We start from the raw sequence: 14,496 nt of genomic DNA, 5'->3' as shown, positions 1-14,496 counted from the left end.
TCGTTACATCCGGTTACAGTCAGGTTGATACTGACGAAAAAAAACCGCTTCCGGAGAAGCGGTTTTTTGCCCACAAAGGAGTGCGTTACGACTTGCCGGCCACCGCATCGACCACGCACAGCGCGGTCATGTTGACGATACGGCGCACGGTGGCCGATGGCGTCAGGATGTGCACGGCCTGCGAGCAGCCCAGCAGGATCGGACCGACCGCGATACCGTTGCCGGCCGCCGTTTTCACCAGGTTGTAGGCGATGTTGGCAGCGTCGATGTTCGGCGCGACCAGCAGGTTGGCGTCGCCGGTCAGGGTCGAATCGGGCATGATGGCGTGGCGCAGTTTCGAATCGAGCGCGGTGTCGCCGTGCATTTCGCCGTCGATTTCCAGGGTCGGGTCGAGCTGCTTCACCAGCGCCAAAGTGGCGCGCATTTTTTGCGCCGATTCGCTGTTGGACGAGCCGAAGTTCGAGTGCGACAGCAGTGCTGCACGCGGCGACAGGCCGAAACGGCGCATCTCTTCGGCAGCCATCACCGTGATCGCAGCCAGTTCCTTGGCGTTCGGGTTTTCGTTGACGTGCGTATCGACCATCACCAGCTGGCGCTCCGGCATGATCAGCACATTCATGCCTGCGTACACGCAGGCGCCATCACGCTTGCCCAGCACCTGGTCGATGTATTTCAGGTGCAGCTCGGTGGTGCCGAAGGTGCCGCAGATCATGCCGTCGGCATCGCCCTTCTTGATCATCATGGCGCCGATCAGGGTGTGGCGGCGGCGCATTTCCAGCTTGGCGTACTCCTGGGTCACACCGGCGCGCGAGGTCAGCGCGTAGTACGACTGCCAGTAGTCGCGGTAGCGGTCGTCCTGGTCCGGGTTGATGACGTCGAAGTCCACGCCGTGTTTCAGGCGCAGGCCGAACTTGGCGATGCGCGCCTCCAGCACGGCCGGACGGCCGACCAGGATCGGGCTGGCCAGTTTTTCATCGACGATCACCTGCACCGCGCGCAGCACGCGCTCTTCTTCGCCTTCGGCGTAGACGATGCGTTTGAGTTCCTTGGCGGTCTTCTTGGCCACCTGGAACAGCGGCTTCATGAAGGTGCCGCTGCGGTACACGAACTGCTGCAGGCTGTCGGCATACGCTTGCAGATCCTGGATCGGACGCGTTGCCACGCCCGAATCTTCGGCCGCCTTGGCCACGGCCGGCGCGATCTTGATCAAGAGGCGCGGATCGAACGGCATCGGGATCAGGTATTCCGGGCCGAACGACAGGTTGGTAAAGCCGTAGGTGGTGGCCACGATGTCCGACTGCTCGGCGTGGGCCAGTTCGGCGATCGCGTGCACCACCGCGATTTCCATTTCGCGCGTGATGGTGGTGGCGCCGCAATCGAGCGCGCCACGGAAGATGTACGGGAAGCACAGCACGTTGTTGACCTGGTTCGGATAGTCCGAACGGCCGGTGCAGATGATGGCGTCGTCGCGCACGGCCTTGACGTCGTCGGGCAGGATTTCCGGGTTCGGATTGGCCAGCGCCAGGATCAGCGGATTGGGCGCCATGGATTTCACCATGTCCTGCTTCAGCACGCCGCCAGCGGACAGGCCCAGGAAAATGTCGGCGCCAGGGATCACTTCGGCCAGGGTACGGGCGTCGGTCTCGCGGGCGAAGCGTTCCTTGTCCGGGTCCATCAGCTCGGTGCGGCCTTTATAGACCACGCCAGCCAGGTCGGTCACGAAGATGTTCTCGAGCGGGAAGCCCAGGTCGACGATCAGGTCCAGGCAGGCCAGTGCGGCAGCGCCGGCGCCGGAGACGACCAGTTTGCAGTTCTTGATGTCTTTGCCGACCAGCTGGATGCCGTTCAGGATGGCGGCGCCCACGATGATGGCGGTGCCGTGCTGGTCGTCGTGGAAGACCGGGATCTTCATGCGCTCGCGCAGCTGGCGCTCGATGTAGAAGCACTCGGGCGCCTTGATGTCTTCCAGGTTGACGCCGCCGAAGGTCGGTTCCAGCGCAGCGATGATGTCCACCAGCTTGTCCGGGTCGAGCTCGTTGATTTCGATGTCGAAGACGTCGATGCCGGCGAATTTCTTGAACAGTACGCCCTTGCCTTCCATGACAGGCTTGGCGGCCAGCGGACCGATGTTACCGAGGCCCAGCACGGCGGTGCCGTTGGTGATCACGGCCACCAGGTTGCCACGCGCCGTGTATTTATAGGCAGCGGCCGGGTCGATGACGATTTCTTCGCAAGGCGCAGCCACGCCCGGGGAGTAGGCCAGCGCCAGATCGCGCTGGTTGGTCAGTTGCTTGGTCGGCGTAACACTGATTTTGCCGGGAGTCGGGAACTCGTGGTATTCGAGTGCCGCGAGGCGGAGTTGTTGACGAATTTCTTCTTTCTTCTCTGCTGACGAATCCATGCTTTACTGCCTTCCTGTTTGTGCGGTCGGAAAGTTTACGATTTTATCAGACCCAACTTTGAGCAGAAGTAGGTATTTTCACGCAGAGTGATAATGGATATCAGCATTTCTTATGATGAAAACGACAAAATGGCCGAATTTTTGCCGCTTTTAGGCACTTTAGCCGCATAGATGCTTTCATATAATCCTTTTTTGGCAATTATGGGATTTGCCTATCAAAATGCCGAGATCCATTGAAAATAGCAATCAAGGCGTTGTGATCGGCGCAGCGGGCGCCGTTTACAATGGCGGATGCTCTCCGAATTCGACCTCATACAAGAATATTTCCAGCGCCCTCATCACGCCTCGCGCGCGACCTTGGGCATCGGCGACGACTGCGCGCTGCTCACCCCTGCGCCCGGCATGCAGACGGCCATCTCGTCCGACATGCTGGTCGAGGGCCGCCATTTCTTTGCCGGCGAAAATGCGCTGCGCCTCGGCCATAAAAGCCTGGCCGTAAACCTGTCCGACCTGGCCGCCATGGGCGCGCGCCCGGTCGGTTTCACGTTGGCGCTGGCCTTGCCCAGTGCCGAGCGCGACTGGCTGGCCGGTTTCTCGCAAGGCCTGTTCGCGCTGGCCGACGCCCATAACATCGAACTGATCGGCGGCGACACCACCCGCGGCCCGCTCACCATCTGCATCACCGTGTTCGGCGAGCTGGCGCCGGGCCGCGCGCTGCGCCGCAGCGCCGCCCTGCCCGGCGACGATCTCTGGATCTCCGGCACGCTGGGCGACGCCCGCCTGGCGCTGGCTGCCTATCGCGGCGAACTGGCCACGCCGCTCACCGATGCCGAACATGCATTGGCAGCGGTGCGCATGCATACCCCCATCCCGCGCGTGGCGCTGGGCGTGGCGCTGGCGGAGTCCGGCATGGCCCACGCGGCCATCGATATCTCGGACGGCCTGGTGGGCGACCTCGGACACATATTGAAACGCTCGGGCGTGGGCGCCACGCTCGACGTCGATGCGCTGCCGCCGGGCCAGGTGCTGGCCACGCAACATGCCGCCTTGCGGCGCGCGTACTGCGCTGCCGGCGGCGACGATTACGAACTGTGCTTCACGGCGCCAACCAGCGCCCGCGCAGCGATCCTGGCCATCGCCGGCAGCACCGCCACGCCGGTCACGCGCGTGGGCAGCATCGATGCCGAAGCAGGCCTGCGGTTGATCGATGCGCAAGGCGCGGCGCTCGACCTGGGGTTAGCGGGCTTCGATCACTTCAAGTCCTGAACCACTGCGGCGGCGACGTCTTTCACATCGACCGCCGTCTCGTCTTCTTCGGGCAGGCCCACCTTGCGGCCGCTGCCCTGCATCAGCCAGTAATGGTGGAACGCCAGGCGGATGTTGTCGCGCAGCTGCACGTCGTCCCACGGCTTGGTGTAGAAGCGGTAGATGGCGCCACGGTTGATCGACTCGAGCACGGCATCCACGCCCAGGTAGCCGGACAGGATGATCCGTATCGTCTGTGGATACAGGTCCTTGACCTGGCTGAGGAACTCGGTGCCGCTCATGCCGGGCAGGCGCTGGTCGCACAGGATCACCTGCACGTCGTGCAGCGCGAGCTGCTCGAACGCTTCTTCCGCGGTGCCGGCCATCAGCACGTTGTAGCGATCCGGCTCGAACAACTGGCCCAGCGCCCACAGCACGTCCGGGTTGTCGTCCACGATCAGCAGGGTTTGCGCCGGTTGCAGCGGCGTGTCCGGGTCCACCGGCAGGCAGCGGCCCGATTCCACCAGCACGCCCATGTCGCGCGGCGCCACCGGGCGGCTGAAAAAATAACCCTGGATTTCGTCGCAGCGGCCACGGCGCAGGTATTCGAGCTGGCCGCGCGTTTCCACGCCCTCGGCGATCACCCGCAGCTTCAGGCTGTGCGCCATGCTGATGATGGCCGTGGCAATTGCCGCGTCATTCGGATTGGTGGTGATGTCGCGCACGAACGCGATATCGATCTTGAGCTTATCGATCGGGAAGCGCTGCAAATACGCCAGCGACGAGTAGCCGGTGCCGAAGTCGTCGATCGCCACCTTGATGCCCAAGGCTTTCAAGCGCGTGAGGACGTCGATGGTGCGCTCGGTGTTGGACATCAGCGCGGTTTCCGTCAGTTCCAGTTCCAGCAGTTCGGGCGGCACGTCGTGGCGCGCCAGCGCGCCGCGTACCACCTGCTCCAGGTCGCCCTCTGAGAACTGCCGGCTGGCGACATTGACCGCCACCCGCACCGCCCCCACCGAGCCGCGCAGCCAGGCGCCGATCTGGCGGCAGGCGGCGTCGATGATCCAGTCACCGACCTGCACGATCAGCCCGGTGTCTTCCATCACCGCGACGAAATCGGCCGGGTGCACCAGGCCGTAGCCGGGCCGCTGCCAGCGCAGCAGCGCCTCGGCGCCGGCAATCGCCCCGGTGTGCAAATTCACCTTGGGCTGGTAATACAGCAGCAGTTCGTCGTTTTCGATGGCGCGGCGCAGCGCCAGTTCCAGGTCGAGCCGCGCCAGCACCTGCACGTTCATGCCGGGCGTGAAAAAGCGGTAGCCGTCGCGGCCAGCCTGCTTGGCGCGGTCCATGGCGGTGTCGGCGTATTTGATCAGGGTTTCGGGGTCGCCCGCATCGTCCGGGTACATGGCGATGCCGATGCTGGCGCTGAGCACGGCCTGGTGGCCATCGAGATCGAATGGCGTGCGCAGGGTTTCGCGCACTTCGTTGGCCATGTGCACGGCTTCCTGCTGGTCGCGCGGCATGGTCATGATCAGCGCGAACTCGTCGCCGCCGATGCGGCCCACGGTGTCGCGTAGACGCGCCGTCTGCATCAGGCGATTTGAAAACTGGCGCAGCAGCTCGTCGCCCGCGCTCGATCCGAGCATGTCGTTGATGCCCTTGAAGCGGTCGAGCGCGATCATCAGCACCACCACCCGGCATTTTTTCTTTTCCGCCGACGCCAGCGTATCGGCCAGGGTCTGGAAGAACAGCGTGCGGTTGGGCAGGCCGGTGAGGCTGTCGTAGTGCGCCATGTGCTGCAGCAGCTCTTCCGACTGGCGCCGTTCGCTCACGTCGCGCGCCACGCCCAGCAGCACGGCGGCTTCGCCCGGACGCTTGAGCAGCTGCCAGTAGATTTCCACCGGCACCGAGATCAGGTCGTGGCGCATCAATTCGCCCTCGGCCAGTTCGGGCGCACGCGGCTGGCCGACGGCGGCGGCGTAGTCCTCGAGCCGCAACGCTTGCGCGCGCAGCGACGCCAGCGTACCCAGTCCCAGTCGGCTGGCGGTCTGGCCGAGGATGTCTTCACGCGTGTAGGCCAGCATGCGGCAGGCGCCGTCGTTCACGTCGAGCAGTTCGGCGGTGGCCGCGTCGAGCAGGAAGATGGCGTCGGCGGTGGCGTCCATGGCGCTGCGGAAGCGCTGCAGTTCGGCGGTCCGTGCACGCACCGTGTGTTCCAGGCGGGCGTTGTAGTCGCGCGCCTCGCGGTGCAGCAGCCGCACTTCAAGCATGTTGCGGATGCGCGTGAGCACCTCCACCGGGTCGATCGGCTTGCTGAGGAAATCGCGCGCCCCGGCTTCGAGCGCCTGCACCTTGTGGTCGGGCTGCGCCGTGACCACCAGCACCGGCAGCCACGCGCCTTTCTCGAGCGGACGCAATTGCTCCATCACTTCGAAGCCGTTCAGGCCCGGCATCTGCATGTCGAGGATGATCAGGTCGTAGTGGTGCTCGGCATGCAGCGCCGCCACGGCATACGGATCGGTGGTGGAACTGACAGCTTGATAGCCGGTCGAGGTGAGCAGGTATTCAAGTAGTTCCACGTTGACCGGCTGGTCGTCGACAATCAGTATGCGGGCATGGAAGATGTCGGTCTCGCTGATCATAAGGCGCCTCCTGGTTGGCCTCCTGGTTGGCCTCCTGGTTGGCCTGTAAGACCGGCTGCGTTGGTCGGCATAGTCCGTCTGAGTGTACGCATGTTCGACATGGGGGTCTAATGAATTCAAAGAATATTGGCGCGCGGAGAAATTCGTAGTGCACCGCTGGCAACGATTGCGAACTGCATGGTACAGTGGGGCCACCCTTGACCGCCACACCAAAGGAGAGTTCCATGAGCAGCGACACCATCCTCGCACTGGCCGCGCAAGTCGGCAAAGCATTGCAAGAAAAGGGTTTGATACTCACCACCGCCGAGTCGTGTACGGGCGGCGGCGTGGCCCAGGCCATCACTGAAATCGCCGGCTCCAGCGACTGGTTCGACTGCGGCTTCGTCACCTATTCCAACGCGTCCAAGACCGAGATGCTCGATGTCTCCGCCGCGCTGATGGCGCAGATGGGCAGCGTTTCCGAGGAAGTGGCTGCCGCCATGGCCACCGGCGCGCTGGGCGCGAGCAACGCCCACATTGCGCTGTCCACCACCGGGATCGCCGGCCCCACCGGCGCCGTGCCGGGCAAGCCTGTGGGCACCGTGTGCTTCGGCTGGGCCAACAGCGACAGCGTGCATACCGAACGCCTGGTGTTTGCCGGCGACCGCAAGGCAGTGCGCGAGCAGAGCGTGATTCACGTGTTGCAGGGTTTGCTCCGCTTTATCAACTAAACCCGTGCGAAGGCAAGGAAATATTGCCTTCCAGCCATAAAACAATTACTCTCGTCGGGGCGGCGATTTTCCCGACGATTCAGGAGTGATTCAGATGCAAAACACGGTACATTTTATTCTCCAGGGCAAAGGTGGCATCGGCAAGACGCTGGTGTCCACCATCCTTGCGCAGTGGATCGCCAGCAAGGACGTGGCCGAGGGCGCGCAGCCGCTGCGCTGCTACGACACCGACCAGGAGAATGCCACCTTCAGCCGCTACAAGGCGATGGCCGTCAAGCATGTGCCGGTGATGACCGACAGCCGCAACATCGACCCCAAGCGCTTCGACGCCCTGATGATCGACATCCTCGAGCAGGAAGGCAACTGCGTGATCGACAACGGCGCCAACACCTTCTCGCCGCTGATGGGCTACCTGATCGAAAACGACTGCTTTGCGCTGCTCGAGGAATCGGGCCGCAAGGTGTATATCCACACCATCGTCGGCGGCGGCGATACCTTGCACGACACCGCGATGGGCTTCGTTTCCACCGCCAAGGCTACCCGCGTACCGCTGGTGCTGTGGGAAAACGAACATTTCGGCCTGCTGCAATCGGCGGCCGGCAAGCAGTTCACCGAATCGCAAACCTACGCCGACAATTCGTCGCGCGTGCGTGGCCGCGTGGTGCTCTCGGCGCGCAATGTCGACACCTTTGGCGCCGACATCAAGAAAATGAACACGGCGCGCCTGACGGCGGCCGAAGTGCGCGAGAGCGACAAGTTCAACCTGATGGAAAAGCAGCGCATCAAGGTCGTGTTCCGCGACCTGTTCGAGCAACTCGACAAGGTGGAGTGGTAAGCGCCCATGGCCATGGATCAGCACAAGCTGCGCACCCTGGTATTTGAAAAAACCGGCGTCAAGATCGATATCGACGACCCGGTGTTCGCCCTGGTGGCGCTGAACGAAGCGGTGCTGGAAGACGCGGTGGAGCGCCACGTCGCCGCCATCGACAGCGCCACCCGCGAACTGGTCCGCCGCGCCCGCGACGCCGGTGGCCTGCCGCCGGAACGCAGCGTCGAGCACGACGCTTCCAACGAGCTGGAGCTGGCAACCAGTACCTCCACCGCCTCCCGCGCCGCCGCCGCTCCTGCGCCTGCACCCATCCCCACGCAGGCAGCGGCCAATGGAATCACCCGCCACGAATGGCGCCTGCTGGCCGCCGCCGCCGGCGTGGCCGTACTGTCGGCGCTGCTGGTACTGGGCGGGCAGGCCGCCTTCACCAAGCCCGGCCTGACACCAGCCCAAACCCGGTCCCTGCAAGAAGCCGAACGCCTGAAAACCGCCATCAACCAGCTCGACCCGAAACTGCGCACCGCCATCGAGGCCCAGCTGCCGAAATAACACTTCGGGGTCAGTGCCGACATTCGGACACGAACTCTGCTTTAGCGTCCGCTACGGCTCTGCTCGTGTCTAAATGTCGGCACTGACCCCGAAGTCCACGAAGTCCATCTTCCGTGCTAACATATGAACATCTATTCATATGACGACTTATGAGCTGCCAACACGACTACTCCGGCTGCGATCCCGCCATCGCCCAACTTGCCGACCTGTTCCACTTGCTGGGCGACCCGACCCGCCTGCGCATCGTGCTGGCCTGCGTGGCGGCGCCGATCGCTGTCAGCGATATCGCTACCTCGCTTGACCTGAGCAGCTCGCTCGTCAGTCACCATTTGCGCCTGCTGCGCGCCGCGCGTATCGTCAAGTCCGAGCGCCAGGGCAAGCAGGTGTTCTATTCCGCCGCCGACGCCCATATCAGCGACGTCCTCAACGATATGCTCGAGCATATCGCCGAACCTTCCAACGGGAGCGACGCATGAGCAAGCACCATGACCACGGCAGCCACACCGGCCACGCTAGTCACGATAGCCACAACGGCCGCGAGCATGATCACAGTCACGCGCAAGGTCACGATCACAGTCATGATCGGGCAGACCAGGGCAAACCAGCCACAGGCCACAGTGGTGGACACGATCACGATCACGGGAAACCCACCGCAGGCCACAGCCATGGACACGATCACAGCCACACCCACGGCGGCGGCCACCACCATCACGGCGACCCCAACACCATGGGCCGCGCGTTTGCGATTGCCATCGTGCTCAACCTTGGCTTCGTGGTGGTGGAGTTTTTCTATGGTTACCTGGCCAACTCCACCGCACTGATGGCCGATGCCGGCCATAACCTGTCGGACGTGATGGGGCTGATGCTGGCGTGGGGCGCGGTGATTCTGGCCAGGCGCCAGCCCAGCGCGCGCTATACCTACGGCCTGCGCGGTACGTCGATGCTGGCGGCGCTGTTCAACGGCATGCTGCTGATGGCCGCTTGCGGCGTGATCGCTTTCGAGGCGGTGCAAAAACTGCTGACGCCCGACCCGGTAGCCGGCCTGACGGTCTCCATCGTGGCCGGCATCGGCATCCTGATCAACGGTTTCTCGGCGTGGTTGTTCATGTCGGGCAGCAAGGACGACATCAATATCCGTGGCGCCTACCTGCACCTGGCGGCCGACGCGGCGATTTCACTGGGGGTATTGCTGGCAGGGTTGGCGGTGCGCTACAGCGGCTGGAACTGGATCGACCCGGTGATCAGCATGGTGATCGTGGCCATCATCGTCTGGAGTACCTGGGGCTTGCTCACGCAGTCGCTGCGCATGGTGCTGGCGGCGGTGCCCGATAACGTGGACCGCGCCGGCATCGAGCAATTCCTGCGCGACCAGGCCGGCGTGAGTGCCGTGCACGACCTGCACATCTGGGCCATGAGCACCACCGAGAACGCGCTGACCGCACAGCTGGTGACGCCGGCCGGCTATCCGGGCGACGTGACGGTGGATGCCATCAGCCAGACGCTCAAGGACAAGTACGCGATTCATCACAGCACCCTGCAAGTGCGGCTTGGCGCCATGCCGCAAGAATGCTGCCTGCAAGTGCCGACCGCAGAGAGCGCCTGACAAGCCCGCCATAGCGGCGTTGCAGCGTCTGGCAATATTCGCGTACTTGCGTACTGTCTTCGTCGCTGCGCCTTGCTCTGGACGGTTGTCAGGCGCTCGGGATTATTCCGGCTTACTTGACGTCGATGAGTTCGACGTCGAAGATCAGCGCCGAGTTCGGTGGGATGCCGCCCCCCGGTGCGGCGCGCGAGCCATAGGCCAGTTCCGATGGAATGATCAGGGTGCGCTTGCCGCCCACTTTCATGCCAACGATGCCCTGATCCCAACCCTTGATCACGCGGCCGGTGCCGAGCACGAAGTCCAGCGGCTCACCGCGTGGAATCGACGAGTCGAACTGGCGGCCACGCATATTCTTTGCCAGCGGGCGATACAGCCAGCCCGTGTAATGCATGTACACGGTCGCACCGCTGGTCGCTTCGCGCCCGGTACCCACCTTGGTGTCGTTGACGATCAGCGATTCGGCGGCCGGGCCCGGCGTGGCGGAACCGACCACCACTGGCGCGGCTGGCGTAGCGGCAGCAGCCGGGGCTGCAGGTGCAGCAGGTGCAGCAGCAGCAGCTGGTTCGGCAGGAGTTTGCGCCTGGGCCGAGAAGGCCGCCAGCGCCAGCAGCGTTGCTGCAAAAACGGAACTACGCTTCATAGATTGATTCTCTCTCTGGGTGACTGGGGACGGCACGCGCACGTACCGGCGCCCGCCATGATAGCAAACCTCTCCCGCGTATCGGCTTAATTCCCGAGGGTACCGTCTGCCGCCACCTCCGCAGCCGGCGCAGCAACCGGCTCAACGGCCGCTGGCGCGGCAGGCGCCGCCAACTGGCGCAACACGTGGCCGGCCGCCACCATGCCGAAGGTGGCGGTAACCACCATGGCCGAGCCGAAACCGGCGCAATTGAGGCCGGTGATGCCGCCGCCGGCATCCACTGCGCACGCGTCGGCCGGTTCCGGGTATTTAAGCGGCTCCATCGAAAACACCGCATCGACATGAAACTTGGTTTTCTCGCCGCGCGGAAAGCCGTACTCGCTGCGCAGCAGGCGCCGCACCTTCTTGAGCAGCGGCTCCTGCTCGGTGCGGGCCAGGTCGCGCACAGCGATCTGGGTGGGATCGGTCTGGCCGCCGGCGCTGCCGATAATCACCAGCGGAATCGCGTGGCGGCGGCAATGGGCGATCATGGCCGCCTTGGCCTTGACGCTGTCGATGGCGTCCACCACGTAGTCGAACTTGTCGGTGCCCAGCATGGTGTCGAGATTATCGGGGGTGACGAAATCCTCGACCTGGTGCACCACGCAAAACGGGTTGATCTGGGCGATGCGCTCGGCCAGCGCGTGGATCTTGGCCTGGCCGACGGTACCGGTCAAGGCCTGGATCTGGCGGTTGATGTTCGATTCGGCCACGTTGTCGAGGTCGATCAGGGTCAACTGGCCGATGGCGCTGCGCGCCAGCGCCTCGACGATCCACGAGCCGACACCGCCCACGCCGACCACGCACACGTGGGCGCCGCGAAAGCGCTCGAGGGCGGGGGCGCCATACAGGCGCGCTATGCCGCCGAATCGTCGCTCGAAGTCGACTTCGTCCAGATTAAAGGTTGAATTGGTATCCATCCCGCCATTTTAGCGGACACTGCAAGAAAAATTATTCTAGAATGATTTTCCCACCCAGCCAGAGTCTTGATTCCATGAGCAACACACTGTTCGACACCGCCCCCGATTTCAACCAGCCGATCGCCGTGCTCAAGCATTGCCACGACCGTATCCGCAAGCAACTGGCCACGCTCGCCAAGCTGCCGGCCCACCTGGCCGCACACGGCGCCGACCTCGAAGCGCAAAAGGCGGCCCAGGCCGTCCTCAAGTATTTCAACAACGCCGCCCACCTGCACCACGACGACGAAGAACAGAACCTGATGCCGATGCTGCAAGCGACCGCGCGCGACGCCGACCTGGTGCTGCTCGAACAACTGGTGCCCGGCATCCTGGCCGACCACGCGGCCATGGACCAGGACTGGGTACTGCTGCAAGCGGAACTCGAAGCGATCGCGGCCAGCACCGGCACCGCGCTGTCGGTGGAGAACGTGAGCCGCTTCTGCGACGCCTACACCGCCCACATGGCCAAGGAAGAAGCCAATATCGCACCGATGGCCAAGCGCCTGTTCAGCCCGGAGCAGATGGCGCAACTGGGCAGCGCCATGCAGGTGCGGCGCGGCATCCCCCCTGCCCTGCCCGCCAGCCAGGTGCCCGAGCAGCAACAAGTACCGGTCCACAACACGGTGGCCGACGGCGTGGTGCTGGCCGACCTGCGCCTCGATTACGGCCGCGCCAGCCTGACGGAAAACGACGTGCTCGATGACCCGATCGCCCAATTCGGCAAATGGTTCGACGAAGCCATGCACGCGAAAGTGAACGAGCCGAACGCGATGAGCGTGGCCACCGTCGACACCGAGGGACGGCCCAGCTCGCGCATCGTGCTGATCAAGCAGTTCGATGCGCGCGGCTTTACCTGGTACACCAACTACGACAGCCAGAAGGGCCAGCAACTGGGCGCCAACCCGCACGCGGCGCTGCTGTTCTTCTGGAGCGAACTGGAGCGCCAGGTGCGCATCGAAGGCACGGTGGTGAAAACCTCGGCCGAGGAAAGCGACAAGTATTTCTACAGCCGCCCGCTGAAAAGCCAGATCAGTGCGATCGCCTCGCAACAAAGCGCGCCGATTGCCAACCGCGAACAGATGGAAGTCAACTACGACGCGGTGGCAGCGGCCAGCGGCGAGCACGCGGTGCGCCCCGAGCACTGGGGCGGCTACCGCCTCGACCCGGTGCGCATCGAATTCTGGCAAGGCCGCCGCTCGCGCTTCCACGACCGCATCGTCTATGTGAAACAGGCTGACGGCAGCTGGGCCAAGGAACGCCTGCAGCCGTAGCGCCTGTTCGTGCAGGAGCGCCCCGCCAGCCTGGCCGGGCTTGCTTACTTCACCCGGTGCGCGTAAATCGCGCGCAACTTGGCCACCTTGGGCGCCACCACGAAAGCGCAGTAGCTTTGCAGCGGGTGGTGGCTGAAATAATCCTGGTGGTAGGCCTCGGCCGGGTAAAACACCGGCGCCGGCGCCAGCTCGGTGACGATCGGCGCATCCCACACATTGGCCATCTCGGCCACCACCTTGCGCGCCACCGCCTCCTGCTGCGGGGACAGGTAGTACACGACCGAACGGTACTGCGTGCCGACGTCATTGCCCTGGCGGTTGAGCGTGGTGGGATCGTGCATGGTGAAAAAGATTTCGAGCAGGTCGTGGTAATCGATCACGGCCGGATCGAAGTCGATCCTGACCACTTCGGCATGGCCGGTCGCACCGGCGCACACCTGCTCGTAAGTCGGATCGGGCGCCGCCCCGCCGGCATAGCCGGACACGACTTTCTCGACACCTTTGACGTCCAGAAAAACCGCCTCCGTGCACCAGAAGCACCCGCCACCCAGTATGGCTGTTTCCATGAAAGCCTCCTGCCGTATTTGAATTCAGCAATAATGCCCAAGAACGCAGAAACGCGCCGCGCGATGCACTAGAATCGCCGGCACACTGTTGAAGGAAACTCCCGCATGATCTGGACCCTGATGTCATCGCTGGTACCGATCGCCCTGCTCATCGCGCTGGGCGCGGCCTTGCGGCGGCGCGTGTTCGTCGAACCGGCGTTCTGGCCGCAGGCCGAGCGCATCGGCTATTACGTGTTGCTGCCATCGCTGTTCCTGCACAGCCTGGCCACGGCCAAACTGGACGGCTTGCCGGTGCTAGAAATGGCATCGGCACTGGTCGTTTCGACCGTGGCAGTGGCCGCCTTGCTGGTGCTGTCACGGCGGGCCATGGCGGTGGACGATGCCGCGTTCACGTCGATCTTCCAGGGTGGCGTGCGGTTCAACAACTACGTGGGGGTATCGATGGCCACCGGCCTGTTCGGCGTGACGGGAGTGGCACTGGCAGCCGTGGCCAATGCCGCCATCGTTCCCACCGTCAACGTGTTGTGCGTGCTCGTGTTTGCGCATTACGGCCGGGGCAGCAGGTTTTCCGCGCCGGCACTGCTGCGGGGGCTGGCGTTCAATCCGTTGATCGTGGCGTGCGCCATCGGCATCGTGCTGCAATGGACAGGCTGGGGACTGCCGGCAGGCATCGAGCCGATGTTCAAGGCGCTGGGCCAGGCGTCGCTGCCGCTGGGCTTGCTGTGCGTGGGGGCAGCCCTCGACTTTTCGCAGGCGCGGCAATGGGTGCACCCGATTACGCTGGCCTCCTTCGCCAAGTTCGCGCTCATGCCGGTGGCAGCGCTGATCGCCTGCCGAGCCTTCGGCCTGCAGGGGACCGCCGCCTTGGCCACGCTGATGTTTCAGGCGCTGCCGACCGCATCGTCGTCTTACATCATGGCGCGCCAGCTGGGCGGCGACGCCCCGCTCATGGCGGGCATTATCGCCAGCCAGACCCTGCTGGCCGGCGCCGCACTGCCCCTGATGGTGCTGGGGCTGGCGCACTTCCTGTAGGCGCTCAGCG

General features: G+C 64.1%; 13 protein-coding genes. 8 read left to right on the top strand and 5 right to left on the bottom strand.

From position 1 onward, the window contains the following. Positions 1-85: 85 nt before the first annotated feature. Entirely contained in the window at positions 86-2,401 is a 2,316-nt protein-coding gene (locus tag SR858_RS01420; RefSeq protein ID WP_019923824.1) for an NADP-dependent malic enzyme, read from the bottom strand. Positions 2,402-2,692: 291 nt separating this feature from the next. Between SR858_RS01420 and thiL the strand changes: the two genes are divergently transcribed. Then, positions 2,693-3,667 (top strand): thiamine-phosphate kinase, encoded by a 975-nt coding sequence (gene thiL / locus SR858_RS01415; RefSeq protein ID WP_019923823.1) that lies wholly within the window; start codon positions 2,693-2,695, stop codon positions 3,665-3,667. Here thiL and SR858_RS01410 read toward each other — a convergent pair. Further along, positions 3,652-6,288 (bottom strand): EAL domain-containing protein, encoded by a 2,637-nt coding sequence (locus SR858_RS01410; RefSeq protein ID WP_019923822.1) that lies wholly within the window; start codon positions 6,286-6,288, stop codon positions 3,652-3,654. The two genes, thiL and SR858_RS01410, sit on opposite strands and share 16 nt — an antisense overlap. A gap of 224 nt (positions 6,289-6,512) precedes the next feature. Here SR858_RS01410 and SR858_RS01405 point away from each other — a divergent pair, with 224 nt between their 5' ends. From SR858_RS01405 to SR858_RS01385, 5 genes are all read left to right on the top strand, one after another. Further along, positions 6,513-6,998 carry a CinA family protein gene (locus SR858_RS01405; protein ID WP_019923821.1) on the top strand — a complete coding sequence of 162 codons (486 nt, stop codon included), beginning with the start codon at positions 6,513-6,515 and terminating at the stop codon, positions 6,996-6,998. Positions 6,999-7,092: 94 nt separating this feature from the next. Continuing rightward, the gene (locus SR858_RS01400; protein WP_019923820.1) at positions 7,093-7,833 is read left to right on the top strand and encodes a P-loop NTPase family protein; all 741 of its coding nucleotides are present in this window, start codon (positions 7,093-7,095) and stop codon (positions 7,831-7,833) included. Positions 7,834-7,839: 6 nt separating this feature from the next. Next, positions 7,840-8,376 carry a hypothetical protein gene (locus SR858_RS01395; RefSeq protein ID WP_019923819.1) on the top strand — a complete coding sequence of 179 codons (537 nt, stop codon included), beginning with the start codon at positions 7,840-7,842 and terminating at the stop codon, positions 8,374-8,376. A 149-nt stretch (positions 8,377-8,525) separates the two neighbouring features. Then, complete coding sequence (locus tag SR858_RS01390) at positions 8,526-8,852, top strand: ArsR/SmtB family transcription factor (protein WP_019923818.1); 327 nt, start codon at positions 8,526-8,528, stop codon at positions 8,850-8,852. Further along, complete coding sequence (locus SR858_RS01385; protein ID WP_040378058.1) at positions 8,849-9,979, top strand: cation diffusion facilitator family transporter; 1,131 nt, start codon at positions 8,849-8,851, stop codon at positions 9,977-9,979. Before SR858_RS01390 ends, SR858_RS01385 begins: the two co-directional genes overlap by 4 nt. A gap of 112 nt (positions 9,980-10,091) precedes the next feature. On the opposite strand, the gene SR858_RS01380 is transcribed toward SR858_RS01385, so the two are convergent. After that, on the bottom strand, positions 10,092-10,619 hold the full coding sequence (locus SR858_RS01380) for an FKBP-type peptidyl-prolyl cis-trans isomerase (RefSeq protein WP_026637628.1): 528 nt from the start codon (positions 10,617-10,619) through the stop codon (positions 10,092-10,094). Between the two features lie 86 nt (positions 10,620-10,705). Further along, entirely contained in the window at positions 10,706-11,578 is an 873-nt protein-coding gene (gene tcdA / locus SR858_RS01375; RefSeq protein ID WP_019923815.1) for a tRNA cyclic N6-threonylcarbamoyladenosine(37) synthase TcdA, read from the bottom strand. A gap of 74 nt (positions 11,579-11,652) precedes the next feature. Here tcdA and pdxH point away from each other — a divergent pair, with 74 nt between their 5' ends. Further along, complete coding sequence (pdxH, locus tag SR858_RS01370; protein ID WP_019923814.1) at positions 11,653-12,888, top strand: pyridoxamine 5'-phosphate oxidase; 1,236 nt, start codon at positions 11,653-11,655, stop codon at positions 12,886-12,888. Between the two features lie 44 nt (positions 12,889-12,932). Here pdxH and msrA read toward each other — a convergent pair whose 3' ends face one another. Beyond that, complete coding sequence (msrA, locus tag SR858_RS01365) at positions 12,933-13,454, bottom strand: peptide-methionine (S)-S-oxide reductase MsrA (protein WP_019923813.1); 522 nt, start codon at positions 13,452-13,454, stop codon at positions 12,933-12,935. A 105-nt stretch (positions 13,455-13,559) separates the two neighbouring features. On the opposite strand from msrA, the gene SR858_RS01360 reads away from it, so the two are divergent. Then, positions 13,560-14,486 (top strand): AEC family transporter, encoded by a 927-nt coding sequence (locus SR858_RS01360; RefSeq protein WP_019923812.1) that lies wholly within the window; start codon positions 13,560-13,562, stop codon positions 14,484-14,486. The last annotated feature ends 10 nt before the right edge of the window (positions 14,487-14,496 follow it).

The organism is Duganella zoogloeoides, assembly GCF_034479515.1.
Classification (GTDB): domain Bacteria; phylum Pseudomonadota; class Gammaproteobacteria; order Burkholderiales; family Burkholderiaceae_D; genus Rugamonas; species Rugamonas zoogloeoides.
The sequence above is the reverse complement of the archived record's forward strand: the minus strand, read 5'-3'. Positions and strand labels throughout refer to the sequence as shown.